The sequence below is a fragment of the Pseudohalioglobus lutimaris genome (assembly GCF_002866825.1).
In the GTDB taxonomy this organism is placed as follows: domain Bacteria; phylum Pseudomonadota; class Gammaproteobacteria; order Pseudomonadales; family Halieaceae; genus Halioglobus; species Halioglobus lutimaris.
The window spans coordinates 40,248-57,103 of record NZ_PKUS01000037.1 but is presented as its reverse complement, the minus strand read 5'-3'; the positions used below and the strand labels follow the sequence as shown (position 1 = coordinate 57,103).

Genomic DNA, 16,856 nt, shown 5'->3' with positions numbered 1-16,856 from the left:
TATTGGATCTGTGATCAGATGATTAACGAGGAATTACTGTGACACAGAATTCTGAACACTCCCATCCCATCTAGATTCTCCATAATCTGTTTGGAGCTAAGCCCGCCAACACTGCCCTTTGCCCAATCGTACTTTCGGGTAGCAGCTAATCTGGTTCTCCTGGCAGCTTCACGAACTCGCCAATTCGAGCCACCTTTCACTAGATGATCACAGCCGATAGTAAAAATGAGTGGCGTTATGCTTGCCAACCATTTGGCACTGGCATCCGGCAGGGCGGCGTTTGGATAGGCTGCTACCATATATGGAAGAAGCGCATCATCTAAACGTGATTCTACCCGCAGCCGCTTCAGGTATTCTCCCAACGAGTCTTCGGAAGCCGCCTGCGGCTCGACGCAGTCAAGTTCCCACGCCTGTGCAAGAACAGGCATCCATTCTGGTGCATCGCTTCTGTGATTGATCATGAGCCATGCTACATGCCCAATGATATTGACAGTCATGGGCTCATATTCCGGCCGTCTGCCGAACACCAAAGTAGCAAGATCTTCATTCATCGGGATTGGAGGCAAACCTCTCAAACATGGAGCTCTCATCGGAATCACGTTCACTGTTCGCAGCCGATCGACACCCAAATCGTTGACGTGAGGTTCGAAGCGTCTGCTTTGTGATTCCAAACGTGCTGAGAAACTTGCCGGAGGGCTTCAGGAAGTCTCCGAATATCTCCAGTTCAAGTTCCTTGGGAAGTTCCGGTCTGATGGCCGCTTCAAAAGAGGCAATCCCCGACTGGTAATGGAGAGAATCAAAAATCGAGCGAATTAGGTAGCGCCAGGACGCCACCGCAACATCCTCATCACTAAGCTTGTTTAGCCGCGTAAAGTGTACCTTGGATATGTTCCTCGCTTGCGCTGCCTCGAGCCATCGAAACATGCCAATCACGTAGCATGGTTCGCCCTCAACCTTTCTAATGGGAATTGGTGCAAGGGATATTAAAGAATATAAACCTGCGTCAGTCAGAGACTCGATAGACACCTGGTGACGCAATTTCTTCTCTGCATTGAATGCATCCATGGCCGCAGGATGCACTTCTAGCTTAAGACTATCGAGGCGAAGCTCTTTTCCTATCACGAACGCAAGATCCTCAAAAACACTGCTTGCATTCGAGTCAAACACGTCCGCGTTCAGGCAGCTACAACAATTCAAAGATTTGCGAAAATAGTAGTATTTAGCCCGTTATTGCCATGTGTATTCCGATTCAACTTGAATCGGAATACAATAATAAAGTTCGCTGGCGTTTATGATTGGAAACACCAATTGAAGCCAGTATGGTCAGGGCGAGGGTCATGAATGTGTTGAAATCAACACCACAAAATGGACCGTATCCCGAAATAGATTGCTTTAAGTTGCACTGAAGTAACCATCCCTTGACTGCAAAGGGCACCTCAGAGACCCTGTAAACACAAGGCTTCGCCAGATAACGTTAGTTAATATTCAGGTACAGGGGCCGCCCTCCGGAGGCAGAGGTCAGAGGTTCGAATCCTCTCGGGCGGGCCATTAAAGCCCGGTCTGTTCCGGGTGTATTGGTTATGGGCCTTCTGAAAGACTCGATTTGAACCTCCCGGGTTCGACACATTCGCCACCGGCGGCAAATTTGAGGCCAGCACCTTAGGCGTGAAGTTTTGCGGGGTCAGTGTAGCCTCAAGGCTGCAGTGATCAATTCTCTTCTCTACTCTTGCTAGATGGCCGCATGCGGATAGTCCGACTGCCGGTTCTGGAATGCCAGAATATCTTTCTTCAGAACCTCTCCTTTATCTATATTTATTGCTCTGCGAATGGTCTCATTTTTCTGCCACGCGTTCTCCCCGGACACGATCGTAGGTAAGTGCACAATCAGCGCGGCCGAGATGGATCGTGAGGCACTCTCCCACAAGTAACTCGGCGTATGGTCTACAGCGTAGTAATCCACCTTTTCAACTTGAAACATCGGTTCCCGGAAGGTGGTGGGTTTAGCGAAATAGAAGCCCATATTCTCGTCGCAACTGACATCTATAATCAGGCAACCCGGATTGAGGCAGGCCTTCTCTTCTTCAAGAACAAAATCAATGGGTGTGTTGGTATCCTGGTAAGTACCGTTAATAATGATGCCGGCCTCGTTGATCAGCTCGGTCAAAGGCCTTTGTGAGCCATCATGCTCAACCACAATCATCCGCGCTTCATTCTCGCCTCCCATTCTCAACCTTACATAATGACAGTCGAGAACTTCTTCGCGAACTTCATGGTCAGGTCGTTGAATGCAGATCGTAATGTCGCGAAACCCGTGCGCCTTCAGAGCGTAGATAGCACCACGGCTCACCGCGCCAAAGCTGAAGATGACGACTTTCCGCTGGTTACCATAATGTCCATCTATTCCCTTTAGCTGCAGTGCATGAATTACTCCACAGTATCCGGCCATTTCATTGTTCTTATAAAAGGTATGCCTGCCAACCTGGCCTTGTGGGCCCCAGACGAACATATCCTCGAAAGCGATAAGCGTCTGCTTTCGATCTATTGCAGTCTGGGTAATCTGTTGCTGCTGGGTGCAATGGGGATACCCCCACAGGACTCCATATTCACGAAGTTTCTCAAAATCCGCGAGCAAGGGTTTGGCGATTATTACCGCGTCCATGTTCTCCAGTAACTCGTCGCGCGAAGCAAGCCCGCCAACCTGACTGGCAAGCTCAGAGTCAGACACGCCAAAACGTTCACCATAACCTGCTTCAAAAACCAGCTGCTCGCGTAGTTCTCTGGCAAGCCGCGGCAGGTGCTCGGGATGGATTGGCACCCGTCGTTCATCTTCTTTTCTGGACGTTCCGATAACGCCTACTGATAACGTACTCAATGTATTTCGTTTTGCCTCTGTAGAGTCATACCTTCCTGAAAACCATTGCCAGAATACGGCGCCGGTTAAGCGTGAAAAACCAGTTTGCGCTGGGTCCAGTGATCCACAATCAACACCAAACAGCAGGAGATAGCGCAGGTTGCTCTCCAGCTAGTATTAGCTGTGAACCCCTTGTGATGATGCGGCTAGCTTCAGCGATTGAAGCGTTATCGTGGCCTGGAAAGCTTGCCGCCTTCAGCCGTCTTTCACGATGAAAGGGACATGCCCGCCAGCATTCTTCTTTTCCCGTTTAGCTGCTTTTCTTTCCTTGCCGGTAAGAGTGGATGGCTTCTTGGTTTCCTTATTGCTGCGCTGGTTCTTTGACATGATGGTGACTCCGAGCCCGAACTGGGCGTGCACGGCAGCGATGAAAGCGGGCGATGATAGGCCTTGAAGAGACTTTCACCAGAGGCCTTGATGCCTCCTCACTATAGACCTATATCCTCGCAAAATCCGTTTTAATTCTTGTGCGCACAAGCCTTCTGAGTCGCCGTCCCGGCAAAAGGGGTCAGCGGCAAAAGCAGAGCCCTTTTTCGAAATCTGGCTCGAAGAGGAACACCCCTCTGCGCTCAGGCCACTTCGGCGATATTGCCCGGCTCGGTATTCGCCCCCATCTCCGCCAGAGCGCGACGCAATTCGTACTGCTGGCTCACATCATGGATCTCCACCACCAGCACAACTTCGTCGTCATCCCTGGGTTTGATGCGCGCCCCCACCTTGGCCGGCCGCCAGGACAGCATGCCGCTTACACTGACCATGATGGCAGCGACAACCGGTATGCCCAGCAGCGCACCTGCCGTCTCTCTGGAGACCAGCCCGTTGGTGTGCAGCAGGTGCATGATGACGATCCCGAGGACGATGATCCCGAAGGCGATGAGCGTGCGCTTGATCTGGCGTTTCTGCAGAGTCCAGCCGCTGGCGTTGTATTTGAATCGATTGCTGTGCCGGTCGGGAGGAACTGCGTGCAGGTCAAAGTAGCTGATTTGTGAGGCGTCCAGCCCAAAGCGCAGGCAGAGGGACATCGCAGCCGAACGGGCGCTGCGCGCATCGGCAAAGACTGCCTCCACACGTGAGGGAAAGCTTTCGTCCAGAAGAGTGCCTTGCTGCATCACTCACCCCTACCGGGAGTTACTCCACGCATGGACATTAGGCTACTCCCAATCCGGTTCACATGGAAGCGCTGCTGACCAAGCATGCTACATGCGTCAACGCCAGCGGCCGTGATAATGCTTCAATCCAGTGGTATTCGCGGGCGAGTCGACAAGGCTATTCCAATCCGGCCTGACGGGCAGCGATGTCCCCCCACTGCACGGCGGCCATATAGATATCAGCCAACTCTGTAGCGGGCAGATCGCGATAGGACAGCGCCCCCCATGACCGGCTTCAAGGCTGAGGGCGCAGCTGAGTGCTTCGCCGCGGTCACCGCTGCGATGGGTCAGTGCCTCCTGCATGTCTTCAGGCAGTGGCAGGTACTTGAGTGCCTCCTCAAGGGGTACGTCAAGCAGGGCGTCCAGCACCGAGAAAAGACCCACGGTAAAGTAACTGTCGGCATTGGGCAGCCCGCTACGCTGCGCAAGCAGTTCACAGAGCCGCCCGCGCACCAGACCCAGGGTCACGATCTCGTCGGCTTTACCGTCCACACCACCCATGATGTAAAGCACGACCCAGTTGCGTATTGTGCCGCGCCCGAGATAGACAATGGCTTCCTTGATTGAATCAATATTTCGATTCAGTGCATTGGCGGCAGAGTTCACGTATGCCAGTGCACGCACACTTAACCTACATCCTGGCTGATCAGTGACTGTAGTTCTTCAAGGTCTGTTTCAGGATCGCTGATGCGAGACAGCAGGCGCAGCAGGGCGATCTTGTTGTTGGGCAGTCGTTTTCCGCGCACGATACGCTGGCGGGCGAAGAAGTAGTTCTGAAAATAATCCACGCCCAGTGCTTTGAGCTGCTGGAATTGCTTCTCTGTTTCTACTTTCTCAGCGAGAATCTTGCAGCCGTGTGACTTGAGGCGCTCGATCTGTGCCGCTCAGTCCGCCTGCGGCATGGCGCGGATGTCGATTTTCACCGTATCAACATAGGGCATGAGTTGATCGTAAGCTGCCGATTCCACCACGTCATCGAGCGCGATCTTGAAGCCGGTTTCACGCAACGCCTGTACCCCGGCCAGCACGTCTTCGTCTGGCACGACATCCTCAAGAATTTCCAGCGTTACCCGCACCGGCTCAATCGGCAACAGGCTGGGGTCAAGCACAAACTGCCTCGGCAGGTTAATAAACGTGACATGGCCTCGCGACAGACGATCAATACCGATTTCCATGGCATTGGTGAGTACTTGCGCGGTCGCAGCATCGCCGTCGAGGTCGGTGGGGGCGCTGTTCTCCTCCGATGCCCGGAACAGCAGTTCATAGGCATAGAGCTTCAGGTTCCTGTCCAGGATGGGCTGCCGCGCAAGAAAGAAATATATTTCCAAAGTGACGCTCCGTGGCCCCGCTGATAACCGTTGATGACGCAGTATAAAACACTGCCAACAAGTTCACTAAGCTGCCTACGGAAGTACCACCTTGCACTGTTTTTCTGCCGGGCACACCCATACCACCGGCGGGCATCGTCCTGCCTGGGCAATAGCTGCTGGACCGCCACGATGGGCTGCAACAGAAGCATACAGAGCGCAACCAGATTGATAATGGGGTTCCAGGTACTGGCTAAACGGTGGTCTGTCCCCATTTTTTCTTTTTTTACTCAGCCCTGAGTGCTTCCGCGGGGCAAATACGCGCCGCGGACATCGCCGGCCAGCAAGAGAAAAGCGCGCCCAGTACCACGGAGAACGCTATGGGTAGCAGCAGGGTGTGAATTCCCAGCTCAAACGGAAAGCGTGACAGTAGCGCGAGCTCCTGAACAATGATCAAATGAATCGATAAAGAGCCCAGAACTCCCGCCGTTACCGTGGCCGCACAACCCTCGGCGATAAACAGCAGCGCAATATCCCGCTCGGTAGCACCCATGGCCCGGCGCAGGCCGATTTCAGCGATGCGCTCGCGAACATTAGCCACCAGCAGACTGGTTAAGGTCGTACCACCCAATACCAGGCACAAGACAGCGATCGCGCCAACCGTGAGCCCCACTGTGCCCTGCATCTGCTTGACGTTTCTGATCAGGCTGGCGGGTATTATCCAGGACAAAGCCTGCAGGTGAAGGTCAGGCTGCGTCAGCAGGTTCTGTAGTCCGGGTAGAACCTGGGAAGCTGGAACATGACTTGGGGGACGCACATACAGCGCATCTATGGGCTCACTGCCATCGGCGCTGTCATCCCAATGAGAGGCCACTGTGATCGGCACAAAAATCGCTGTCTCTCCAGTGATAAGCCGCGAATCCCCATACTCACCACCTAATGCAGAATCCTCTGAGCCAACCACCCCTATAATCAGGAAGGGCGTATTCTTAAGCAAAATGGTGTCACCCACGCCCCATTGCCAATCCCGCAGAAGCGCCTGCGTCACCACCGCATAGCGCTTTCGATTCTGGAGGTCACTCTGGTCAAAGAAACGCCCCGCAATAATGGGCCACTGTCTTATGGCGAAGAATGATTCTTCAACGGCGACAACAGACAGGCTACGGTCCGTGCCAGAAGTTGTGGCCGTAGTGTGCCTTACGCCGCTTACCTTCGACCCCGGATAGTTCTCGCGCAACAATTGCGCATGTGTTGTAAGCAGGAACTTCCTGTCTGCCTGAGCTTTTGGCAGGATAGCGATAACGTTGGTACCCAGTTGCGAACTGAGCTGTTGTGAACGCGACTCCAGGCCCACCAGCAAGGCAATCAGGGTGGTAAGCACCGCCATGCCGATAGACATCGCAAACAGCGACAATCCGAAACGACCCGGCCGGCTGCGCACCCCCTCCCATATATCGACGAACAGGGGTGGTGTACGGCGACTACTCACACTCGGTAAGCAAGCCATCATTGAAACTCAGGTGCCTGGAGGTGTACTTCAGTAAGGATTCATCGTGTGTGACCAGTAGTATGGCGATATCACCCTGCTCACCCAGCTGCTGTAAACAACGCATCACCTGCGCTGCGGCGGCGGAATCGAGATTTCCAGTGGGCTCGTCCGCTACCAGAAGCCTTGGTTTTAGCGCAATGGCTCGCGCAATGCCAACCCTCTGCATTTCTCCTCCCGACAACTGATGAGTAGACCTGTCTTCAAATCCCTCCAGACCCACCATGGCGAGGGCGTTGCGCGCCAGCTTGCGGGTTTCCGCGCTGTCCATGTCCAGATATCGAAAGCGGAATAATACGTTCTCGAGTACTGTTCTGTAGGGCAGCAGACAATACTGCTGAAAGACCATGCCCACCGCATTCTTTCGCAAGTTACAAAGCAGGGCCTCGGAGAGCCCCGAGGTGGGTACATCGTCAAAGTAAATCTCTCCGGTAGTGGGCTCATCGAGTAACGCGCACAGATTCAGGAACGTAGACTTTCCGGATCCTGAAGGCCCGGTAATGGCCGAGAATTCACCCGCGAAAATAGAAATATTCACATCGCGAAGAACAGTTTGCGTACCACTTCCGCTCTCATAGGATCGGCTGACCCCTCTGAACTCGAGAATAGGCTTCATTTAAGGATCACCGCTTCATCAACACTTAAGCCTGCCAGTACTTCATAGTCTGTTTCGTTTGCCGCGCCCAGCGTTATTTCCCGTGAGGTAACGTACAACGGATCCTTTACGTCTACATGGGGCCTGCCATCCACCCAGCTCACCGCACGACGCGGTACCAGAAGAACGTTTTCGCTGTGCTCAGAAATCACATGTGCAAGAGCAGACATACCCGGCCGTAGCCGGTGGTCCTCATCATCGATGGATATGGTCAAACTGAAATACTTCTGCCATTTGGGCTGGCCGGGCACCGACTCAGCGATAACCCCTACCTGCTCAACCACGCCCTCCAGCCTCACTTCAGGAAATGCCTGGGGAAACATCAGCACCTTTTGTCCCGCCCTGACGCGTGACAGCTCGTTCTCAGGAACCATGCAACGCAGAATGAGATCCTCCAGATCAGGAATAACCATAAAAGGCTGATTGGCATGCAGACTGTCGCCAATCCGTAAACTGCGATACTCACCGCCGATATGTAAGGGCTTATAGACAAGCAGCCCACCAGCCGGGGCATAGATAGTGGTGTTCTGTAACTGCTCACGCGCCAGCTCCAGCGATTGTCGTGCTGAATGCAGCTTGGCCTTTGCACGTTGACGCATAGATGGATGTAAATACTTCTGCGTGAGTAGCAAGCGCTCTTCAATACCCAACAGTTCGGCCTCGAGCTGAGCCACTTTGGCTTGCTGTTGCTCCACTTCCATTCCTGAAACCACATCCTCGGCAGCCAGGGAAATGCTGTCTTGCAGAAACTGCTTCTCCGCGGCTACCATTTCCTTGAATTTCTGTAGATCCATTCTCAGCTCGCCCAGCTCCAATGGGATAATCGCATTGGACTGACTTTCAAGCTCTGACTCAGCCAGGGCGTACTCTTTCTCAAGCTTAAGCAACTCACGCTCCAGTTCAGCAGAGTCAAACCGCGCCAGTTGGTCTCCGGCGCGTATCTGGGCTCCTTCTTTCGCTAGCTCAACCACGGTCGCGAAACCCTTGAATTTGGACATAACAGTCACTTGATTGCGCGCCTCGATTTTTCCCTGGTAGATTGAGCGAACGATCAGATCACCACGCCGAACATCGACCAGGTGGTGAGAAGTTTGCGAAGGCTTTCCCGTGTTACCCAGAACAAAAAAGAGCATCACTGCCGCGATACCGGCAGAAATTCCGAACCTTGTAATGTAATGCGGACTCATTGAAACTCAGGTTTCAGGTAATCAGGCGACTCGACAAGAGTGCCTGTGGCGTGTAGCAGGCGATAGCCACTGATGGACGCATCTGATTGCCCGTTCAGCCAGCTGGTTTGGGCGGTAAAATAGGCCTGTTCTGCATCGGTAACGGAAAACCCATCGGTCCGACCCACGCGAAAAAGACGTCTCGCCAACTTCAAACGCGCTTCTGCGTGTTGAAAGTTGCCCTCCAGAATACTCAGCTCATTGTGTGCACGCTGATACGCCAGCAGGGCTTGCTCAACCTCGCGCCCAATACTCAAATGCTGTGCCCTGATAGTCTCCAGGGCCTGGTCTTGTTGCACCAGAGATTCCCTGTACTGCAGCTTCTCCCGGTTTTGATTCAGATCTGTATCCGACACCAGGCTGACCGTCCATGCATTGCGTGAACCATTGAGGTCATCATCAAAGAACAGGTCGCCATTGGCATGCTCGTAGGCCGCCACTAGCTTGAGATTGGGCTGCTTGTAGCGCTTGGCAATACGCGTTGCCCGTACGGCATCCTGATACTGTTGCTGGGCCTGGGCGTATTCCATCCGGTTTGCAATTGCCAGTCGGGTGGCCGCCTCCACACTGCCAACCTCCACCTCAAACAGCGATGAAGGCTGCAGATCTGGCAGAGTGCCATTCTTGATACCCATGAGTTCAGCCAACACCCGCTTCGCAGAGGCTAGCTGCTCTTCGGTATACGATGTGCGAGAAATGGTTTCACCCTGTTGTAACTGAACCCTGAGAGAATCTATTCGCGTAGTACGCCCCAGTCTCTCCTTGGCGAGGGTGAGCTTGTAAAGTGACGCTGCTCTCTGCAGAGCCTGGCGATCAGCCGCGAGTTGCTGCTCAAGCCTCAACACCTGTTCATAGGCCTCCACCACCGACACCACCAACCGGGACCGGCCCAGTTCAAGCGCTCTCAAGGCCGTCAACTGCGACTGCCTGGCACGCACAATATTCTCTTCATTAACCAGAGTTCCCGCATTACGGAATAGAGGCTGCGAGAATTCGATACGAAAGCGTTCCCTGCCATCTGTACCAAACAGGGAGTCACTTGTCCCCGCCACGGACACTTCACTGCCATAACGCGTTTTCTTGGACAGGCGCAAACCATAGAAACCGCTAGTGTCGCCCGCTTTCTCGACGAACACACCGCCTTCCGGGCGAACTGAAACCTGGAATTCAGATAGAGCAATGCCAACAGAATAGTTTGCCGATGTAGTCTGCAGGCGAAATTGTTTGAGGTTTGGATTGTTGGACAAAGCAGTATTGATAGTCTCTTCCAGGGTGATTGTTTCCCCGGCCATAGCTTGCTGACCTGGCGCTGCCATGACGATCAAGTAGCAGCTGAGCGCTATTCGAACTCGCATCATGTGCTTTCTCCGTAACGCTGGTTTACTGGTCACGTCATCCTCTGCCAATCACGGCGCATAGTTGGGCGAAGGCGCACCACCCTTTTGCAAAGTGAACGTAGGGCTGGGGTTGCGCCGCACCACATCTGCCAACGGTCCACGACTACTGAAAAGCGATCCTTTCAACGTCACCTTTGGTCCCGTACCGGCCGTTCCACTGACGTTGAAGGAAGCACGACCTCCACCCGGGCACTTGTGAAACCCGATGGACCCCGACACGCTATTGCCATTCTGGGTGAGGTTTACTACCCAGCGAAACGGTGCGTCAGGGGCGTCACGGCACTTTCCTTTTGAATTCCAGCGGCCAGCAAACTGGGTGTAAACGGGAGCTGGATCAGGAACTGGAGCAGGTGCTGGGGAAGCAGCTGGCGCGGCTCCGCATCCATCGCGTAGCTCTCTTTGTATCTCACCGCGCATGCGTTGCATAGTAGCCCGCAACTCCTCGGTATTGCCTTTGATTGGGCAATTTTCACGGCTTAGCTGTTCAAAGGTGCCAAGAACTTTGTCGAAGTCGACCAGCAGTCTACAGCCCACCAGCCGTGCGGTTTCCTCGTCCTTGGCCGCCGCTGCGGACATGAAACGATTGTAGTTGGCCATAATGCTATTGGAGGTGGCTTGCAGGCTTCGTGCAATCTGCTCGCACCTGGGATTACTGGCCGCAGGAGCTGGCGCAGGTACGGGCTGTTCGGGCCGGACAGGTGCGGTAGTTTCCGGGACGGCTGGTGAAGGTTCCGGCTTCGCCGGTTCAGGCGTCTTCGGCTCGGGAAGTGATGGTTCCGGCCGCGCTGGATCAGGCCGGGTTGCAGCGGGTGCTCGAGGCGGTCTTTCCCGGCGGCCCTCATCCCCGCGGTCAGGCAGGTCATCAAGGTCTGGTGTCTGCACAAAACCGTCGGGGTCCTCACGTCTCGGCTCTACGTCTGGCCGACGACGCTCCGCCTCAGCCGCCGCGGCAGCGGCAGCCGCTGCCGCGGCAATGCGTTCCCGCTCTCTTTCTCGGTCTGCGATCGGATTGCCTCGATAGGTGTCGTCGATTGGCGCTCCACCCTGGGTAGTATTCTGCTGATCAGGATTGTTAGTTGGCTGAGTGTCGCCACCACCTGGCACCACGCTACCGCCACCGCCACCGCTTCGCCGTGGGTCGACAATACCTGGGTCCTGATCATAGCCGGCATAGTCGTCCCTGCCGCCAGAGCCTGCAGAATCCAGGGAAGCGACGCACTTGTCTCGCAACCGGGTCAAGGAACTGGTTAGTTGGTCTATAGACACTATGGCATCCATCGCGGTCAGGACATGCGTATACGGCGTTTCCTTGCCGAGGCATTCATTGCTGGCGCGAGCGACCAACACAGTGACTTCAGCGTTTGCGTCATCCCATTGATCCACAGATGCTTTGGCGTCGTCCAAATGCAAAACCATGTCATCAAGATGACTGCCAGGCTGAGTAGTCACCGCCTGTATCCTTTGCAGCAGTTCATTGAGTAAATCGTCTTCCATGCTGCCTCTCAGGGAACCGGCTTTAGCCGCCAGTGCAGTCTGCCTGGTGCTACAGCCGGCGAACCCCTCCAATGCTGCTTCCCTGCCTTTGGTTGCACTCCTGATATGGTCTTTGACCACTGAGCGATAAAGCATCAACCGACTCAACTCAGTCCCTATCTCCTGCAAAGCAGAGACCGTCTCTTTCGCCCTCTCCACCACACGGTCAAATTGCTCTTCGCCCTCCTGTGCCTTGCCAAGCGCCACAACAGCATCGCGCTGATATGCACGGATATCGCGCAGATCGCCGTCAATCGAACCAAGGGCAGTTTTGGACGCGCAGGTGGACGCGATGCCAGATCCGTGATCCGCAGCACTTTGCGCAAGCCCACGCGCATTCGTGGCATCTGCAGCGTACTGCGCCACGCGACCGCGAATCGTGGTTAACTCGGCACAGGAATTGATTTGCGCAGCCATGGCATTGGCTTTGTCGCGCAGGCCGCCGACCGGATTGAGGGAGCTGGCGGCTTGTGCCGCGCTCGCCGCCGACCGCGATGCATTGTCCGCTTTGGTTGCGGCCTGTTTACACTCTGCCTCCAGTTGGTCCACCTCCCCCCCCAGGGCATCATAGGGATCACTGAGTGCCTCGTAGGCGGCTTCACCAGAGATCAGACACTGCCCCGACTTTTTCTCGTATATGAAGGGTAGTTCCATTGCCTCCATATCTGCCGCTACAGAGGCTGAATCATGTGCAATGGTCTCTAAAGTGCTTTTGGTGGGTACGTTCTCACAGGCTGCTCTGGCCTCATGCAGTTCATCGGCAAGCCCGGGTTTAAAGGTAGGCGACGTCCACTTTAGCGCCTCGAAACCCGAAGCCGCCCCGCTGGCTTTGATGGCTTCGTCCGCGCACGCCGCCAAGCTGTATGTAGCCTCCATTTCCTGAGTTATTTTTCGCACCTCCGGAAAGTCTTTATATTGCAGCAGAAGCTTACTAACTCTGGTTCTACCCGCTTTGTCTATTCCACCCTTTATCCCAACAACGTTCTTTTCCCAGGCATCCGCAATTTGCTCACCGAGACCCAACTGCAGCGGATTGGCATTTTCCATATTGGTCTTTCTGGCAATTAATCGGTTAACAATGACCTTTAGCTCATCAAGCGTGGCGTCATAACCCACTCTGGCGCCTTTCGCCGCGTCTATATCACTCAATAGCCCATCGACATCCCCATAATTTTCCAGCGATGTGGACAGCGCCGCGACCTCTTCCGTCAGAGCGCTCACCGCCCCTTTTATATCTGTATTCACATCACGAATTCGCTGCGCGCTGGCCTGCATGATTTTGATCTTTGACTCAAGGGCCAGATGTTTTGTTACGGCCTGCTGCAGAAGCCTTTTGCCATCCGCCCGGGAATAGGCCGATGCAATGGCGGTAGTGTCCTGGCAAACCAGATCTGCCTGATCGGCCACTGCACCAAGGTGTTGATCAAACCCGGTCTTTTCCTGCTTAACCTGCTGCAAAAGGGTGTCCAGGTCATCCGGGGACTCCGCGAGGACTTCACACTGCTGCGTGAGCGTGATGTATCTATGCACCTTTGCGGCGGCTTCGTTCGCCGCTTCAACTTTGGCTCTGGTCGCGCTTATCAGGGCCATCTTTTCTTTATAGGCAGCGCAATCAGCAGGTATACCTGATGCCTGGGCTTTCAGCTTCGAGAGTATCGAGTTGGCTGCACTGACCGCGTCCTTGTACTCCTGGCTGACAGCAGAAATCTGCTGCATGATCAAGGCCTGCATCTCTGCATAAGCGGCCTTTATTCTGGCGTTCTTCTTGTCGGCAATCTCCTTCAGGACCCTCTCTGCGTCTTCTTTTTGTTTTTCTATCTTTCTACGCGCTCCGTTTTGCACTTCTTCTATGCACATTTGCAGGCTGTAAGGTTTGTCGGCGCAGAGTTTCAGTGCCGATTTTAATGTTCCCTCCTCCAGCCGACTTACACTCCAGCCTTTGGCGGGGATACCATGGGCCCACATGCTTTCCCACGCCTCCTCATGACTTCCATTCGCTTCTACCAGGTACCCTCTATACAGTTCCATAATCTGATACTGCTGGCTGTTCCTCAGGTAATTACTACCCTCCTTGATGAGAATTTTTTCAACACGTATCACCTCCCGGAAAATATCCGAAGGGGCCATGCCTGCGATTCTGGCGCCATTGAAAACCCAGTTATAGGCAAAATCGAATGCCAGGTCCGCTCTCTCGTTTACCTGAGTGACGACCTCGTTCTTCGCGGTTTCCCATGCCACATTTCCGGCTTTCTCCAACTCATTGTTGAAGGCATGGCGAGCAATATCTTTAACCGCTGATTCATGTTTGACGACTTGTGTGTAGAAGTAGGTAAGGGAAGGACTACCCATGCTATCGACTCTACTGCCGAGTTCCTGCTCAAAGGAGGAATAGAGTGTGTCCTGCGCATAGCTTATGAAGGCCGAAGAGGCGTCCGCGTATTCACCGCCTACTATCTGCCCCGTGTACGTTGCCCAGGTGCCAATATTGCTCGCCACGAAGGCCAGTTCCTCACTGGCCTCCCCTTCTTTCAGCAGCTTGCCCAACTCAGTGACTGTACGCTCCTTGACCATAGCCTGCTCTTGTTCAGACAGACTTCCCCACAAGTCATTCGCCCGCGCAGAACCATAGACCAGGCTCATGCTCAACAGCACGACAAGGCTACGATAAAACATCATTCCTGGTTTCGTCTTCATTGCGGAGATAGCCATAGTCATGCGCTCCCCATAATGCCTACGCGGCCGAGAACCGGCACACGAATCTTACTTGCAATATCGCCACCGCAGCCCGCACTATCAATCATTGCCAATGGCTGAGATATCGATTCTATTTTCAGTGACATTAGTCGGCTCCAGACGAAATCCTCGAAACGATTCCTTTGCTATGATGCGCGCCAATACCGCAGGTTGGTCGGCATACATCAGGCTCACTTCAGCGACGTTGTTACTGAAGCTCCTTAGATAGACCTCTGCTATTCCGGTCACTTTTTCTTCAAAGAAATACAGTATGTAGTCGAGGTGTCGATAGGACTTCAAACCAGTGATGTTGAGGGTAATCATTCTTGATTCCCCCTGCGGCTTCTCGGTAGCAGCAATGATTTTCGGTAGAAGCTGGGCAGCCAGCTTTTGCGCCGCTTCTTCCAGCGCCAACGCGCCGCCGCGGACCTCATCGATGTGCGCTACCGCCGCTGTTGCCGACCCTGTGGCGACAACTTCCCCTGTATCGTTCTGAATAACCCTGGCGGTTACCGTAGCCTGAATAGATTGCATTTGTGTTTCGAAGAGTTTCGCACCGGCGGGTTTGCTGATAGCGGTCCCCAGTATGGAAATCTGAGCGCCATGCTGCAGTCCTACCGCTGCCGCTCCAACATTATCCGCCTCCAGCATTCTCAGTCCTTTGGACTGCACGATGTTTCTGCGCACTGTAGCCGGGTCTACCACCGGGAAACCCTGTTGCTGAATCTGGTCCATCACGGTCAGTTCCGCCTGCGTTGGGACCTCCCAACCGGTTGTCCCAAATACCCCCATGACCTTTTCCTGCAGAACAACCATGACAGTTGGCTTACCATGGGTACTGACACCCTCAGCTGAAATAGACCCTGCCGCCAACACTCCTAGCAGGACAAGCAACCCTGAAGCCGTGAAACTGCTGGCGGCGCGAACTATAATCGTTACATGTTTTTTCATTGCACTTTACTCCCCGCTCCCGGCTGATGGCCGTACAGATGCCCCCTTCTTAAAGGCGGAGCGACGGGGTACGACCTGTGAAGCAGCGGATAGGGTTCAGGTGGCAGTAAGTAGCCCGATTGGTAACACCACCAGTATCTGCTTTCCCGGCTGTAGGGCCACAAGGGAAGCTGTTGACCGTAGCAGGCTCCCGGGTAGCTGTAGTCGGGCGGGATGCTGTAACCTGGTTGCGGCTGGTTTTGCCGAGGCGCCATCCCCTGGAACTGATTGCCCAATTGTAAAGCGCTCTCTATTTGTTCCTGCGAAGGCCCCGGGGCCACTTCCTGCAGAGCCCCGCCTTCCTGAGCAGAAGCCGGCCTGACCCAATGCCACAGAAAAGCCAGCAATATATAGGCCGCTAGTCTCATCTTCGCGCGTGCCTATTGTTGTACGCAGCCGATTCCATCCTAGTACCTCACCAGATCCCCACGCTTTATTTCCAATCCCCGGCAGGCTTCCGCTTTTCTGCCGCTGGAAAACTTCGGCATCAAGCGGGTGACGGTAATGTCGCACAGGTACTCTTCATCGCTGCCGAGATTGAAACCGGTTTCCGGGTCAATCAACGGCTCACCCTTGGAAAACACCTTGAATACATCACCCTCCCTGACGTTCGCGCTTTCCCCCCGGTTAACAAAAACATTGCTGCCCTTGGCCTGAATTATCGCCCCTTGCCACGGGATGTCTGCACTCTCTTCAAGAATGAAGGTCACGATTTTCTCCACCGCCTCACGTGTCGCGATACCTAAAGCGGTACTGTAGAAAGCTGAGGCGCCTATCTTGAAATCGTCGGAGCCGGTGATAGAAGCCGCGGCACTCGCACCTCGGGACTTGGCGGTACCGCTGGCGTTGTAGGACGAGTGAATCTGACCCGTCAGGTTATCCACAATCCTTACATCAATACCCACGTAAGCCGTTCGCGACTTCACGCCCGCCTCGCCTTCGCGAAAACCAACGCTAAGGCCACCACCGCCGGCCTCCGCATTGAATTCGGTGATAGCGCCCTTGATCATAAACTGGGCGCCACTGAGCTGGCCGGTTGAGACTGCCGTTTCCTGTTGTACCAGGCCACTCATCCCAAGTTCCTGCTCTCTGACAATCGCCTGAATTGACTCTCTCTCCACCAGCAGAAAGCGGCCCGAGTTGATCAGCTCAGTGATGAGTATTTCAGACAACCCCTCTCCGAGCTTCCAATTCTGCGGGACACCCTTAACCCGGTTTTCAAAAGGCAGTACAGCGACCACCTGCTTGGGTCCGGAGTAGGTCAGCGGCTGGCCTTCCTCAGCGCGCTCATCTTTAGCAACGACCTGGCCCGTCAAGGAAACCAGCAGGAGAAGTACCCCACCACGAAGTAGCCTGAGTAGGGCCAGGCCAGGGTCAGCCTTGTCTATCCTCGCCATAGTGAGAATCCTT

General features: G+C 54.3%; 15 protein-coding genes. All 15 read right to left on the bottom strand.

Going from position 1 to position 16,856, the window contains the following annotated elements; all coding sequences use genetic code 11:
* Positions 1-14 precede the first annotated feature (14 nt).
* The 15 genes from C0039_RS18635 to C0039_RS18580 all read right to left on the bottom strand — a co-directional run bounded on the left by C0039_RS18635 (position 15) and on the right by C0039_RS18580 (position 16,843).
* Positions 15-497 carry a hypothetical protein gene (locus C0039_RS18635; protein ID WP_101518939.1) on the bottom strand — a complete coding sequence of 161 codons (483 nt, stop codon included), beginning with the start codon at positions 495-497 and terminating at the stop codon, positions 15-17.
* A gap of 46 nt (positions 498-543) precedes the next feature.
* Complete coding sequence (locus C0039_RS18630; protein WP_101518938.1) at positions 544-1,167, bottom strand: hypothetical protein; 624 nt, start codon at positions 1,165-1,167, stop codon at positions 544-546.
* 562 nt (positions 1,168-1,729) lie between these two features.
* Positions 1,730-2,872: a N(5)-(carboxyethyl)ornithine synthase gene (locus tag C0039_RS18625; RefSeq protein ID WP_101518937.1), complete on the bottom strand. Its 1,143-nt coding sequence runs from the start codon at positions 2,870-2,872 to the stop codon at positions 1,730-1,732.
* A 234-nt stretch (positions 2,873-3,106) separates the two neighbouring features.
* Positions 3,107-3,238 (bottom strand): hypothetical protein, encoded by a 132-nt coding sequence (locus C0039_RS21445; protein WP_279304950.1) that lies wholly within the window; start codon positions 3,236-3,238, stop codon positions 3,107-3,109.
* A gap of 242 nt (positions 3,239-3,480) precedes the next feature.
* Complete coding sequence (locus C0039_RS18620) at positions 3,481-4,020, bottom strand: hypothetical protein (RefSeq protein WP_076000204.1); 540 nt, start codon at positions 4,018-4,020, stop codon at positions 3,481-3,483.
* 96 nt (positions 4,021-4,116) lie between these two features.
* Positions 4,117-4,683: an EAL and HDOD domain-containing protein gene (locus C0039_RS21260; protein ID WP_207796485.1), complete on the bottom strand. Its 567-nt coding sequence runs from the start codon at positions 4,681-4,683 to the stop codon at positions 4,117-4,119.
* Positions 4,684-4,685: 2 nt separating this feature from the next.
* Complete coding sequence (locus tag C0039_RS21255; protein ID WP_243391663.1) at positions 4,686-4,847, bottom strand: hypothetical protein; 162 nt, start codon at positions 4,845-4,847, stop codon at positions 4,686-4,688.
* A 96-nt stretch (positions 4,848-4,943) separates the two neighbouring features.
* Positions 4,944-5,387: an EAL and HDOD domain-containing protein gene (locus C0039_RS21250; protein WP_198171933.1), complete on the bottom strand. Its 444-nt coding sequence runs from the start codon at positions 5,385-5,387 to the stop codon at positions 4,944-4,946.
* A 265-nt stretch (positions 5,388-5,652) separates the two neighbouring features.
* Positions 5,653-6,855 carry an ABC transporter permease gene (locus tag C0039_RS18610; protein ID WP_165787188.1) on the bottom strand — a complete coding sequence of 401 codons (1,203 nt, stop codon included), beginning with the start codon at positions 6,853-6,855 and terminating at the stop codon, positions 5,653-5,655.
* Positions 6,848-7,528 carry an ABC transporter ATP-binding protein gene (locus C0039_RS18605; RefSeq protein ID WP_076000202.1) on the bottom strand — a complete coding sequence of 227 codons (681 nt, stop codon included), beginning with the start codon at positions 7,526-7,528 and terminating at the stop codon, positions 6,848-6,850. The genes C0039_RS18610 and C0039_RS18605 overlap by 8 nt, the downstream gene beginning before the upstream one ends.
* Complete coding sequence (locus C0039_RS18600) at positions 7,525-8,754, bottom strand: efflux RND transporter periplasmic adaptor subunit (protein ID WP_101518935.1); 1,230 nt, start codon at positions 8,752-8,754, stop codon at positions 7,525-7,527. Before C0039_RS18600 ends, C0039_RS18605 begins: the two co-directional genes overlap by 4 nt.
* Positions 8,751-10,151, bottom strand: a complete 1,401-nt coding sequence (locus tag C0039_RS18595) for a TolC family protein (protein WP_101518934.1) — start codon at positions 10,149-10,151, stop codon at positions 8,751-8,753. Before C0039_RS18595 ends, C0039_RS18600 begins: the two co-directional genes overlap by 4 nt.
* A 48-nt stretch (positions 10,152-10,199) precedes the next feature.
* Positions 10,200-14,417 carry a hypothetical protein gene (locus C0039_RS18590; RefSeq protein WP_133126049.1) on the bottom strand — a complete coding sequence of 1,406 codons (4,218 nt, stop codon included), beginning with the start codon at positions 14,415-14,417 and terminating at the stop codon, positions 10,200-10,202.
* 99 nt (positions 14,418-14,516) lie between these two features.
* Positions 14,517-15,407 carry a hypothetical protein gene (locus C0039_RS18585; protein WP_101518932.1) on the bottom strand — a complete coding sequence of 297 codons (891 nt, stop codon included), beginning with the start codon at positions 15,405-15,407 and terminating at the stop codon, positions 14,517-14,519.
* Positions 15,408-15,853: 446 nt separating this feature from the next.
* Positions 15,854-16,843, bottom strand: coding sequence for a CsgG/HfaB family protein (locus tag C0039_RS18580; protein WP_101518931.1), 990 nt, complete (start codon positions 16,841-16,843; stop codon positions 15,854-15,856).
* Positions 16,844-16,856: the final 13 nt, after the last annotated feature.

Excerpts from the sequence above, each read along its gene's own strand:
- C0039_RS18620 (WP_076000204.1), bottom strand. The coding sequence starts at position 4,020 with ATGCAGCAAGGCACTCTTCTGGACGAAAGCTTTCCCTCACGTGTGGAG.
- C0039_RS18585 (WP_101518932.1), bottom strand. The coding sequence starts at position 15,407 with ATGAAAAAACATGTAACGATTATAGTTCGCGCCGCCAGCAGTTTCACG.
- C0039_RS18590 (WP_133126049.1), bottom strand. The coding sequence starts at position 14,417 with ATGAAGACGAAACCAGGAATGATGTTTTATCGTAGCCTTGTCGTGCTG.
- C0039_RS18595 (WP_101518934.1), bottom strand. The coding sequence starts at position 10,151 with ATGATGCGAGTTCGAATAGCGCTCAGCTGCTACTTGATCGTCATGGCA.
- C0039_RS18605 (WP_076000202.1), bottom strand. The coding sequence starts at position 7,528 with ATGAAGCCTATTCTCGAGTTCAGAGGGGTCAGCCGATCCTATGAGAGC.
- C0039_RS18580 (WP_101518931.1), bottom strand. The coding sequence starts at position 16,843 with ATGGCGAGGATAGACAAGGCTGACCCTGGCCTGGCCCTACTCAGGCTA.
- C0039_RS21445 (WP_279304950.1), bottom strand. The coding sequence starts at position 3,238 with ATGTCAAAGAACCAGCGCAGCAATAAGGAAACCAAGAAGCCATCCACT.
- C0039_RS18635 (WP_101518939.1), bottom strand. The coding sequence starts at position 497 with ATGACTGTCAATATCATTGGGCATGTAGCATGGCTCATGATCAATCAC.
- C0039_RS18600 (WP_101518935.1), bottom strand. The coding sequence starts at position 8,754 with ATGAGTCCGCATTACATTACAAGGTTCGGAATTTCTGCCGGTATCGCG.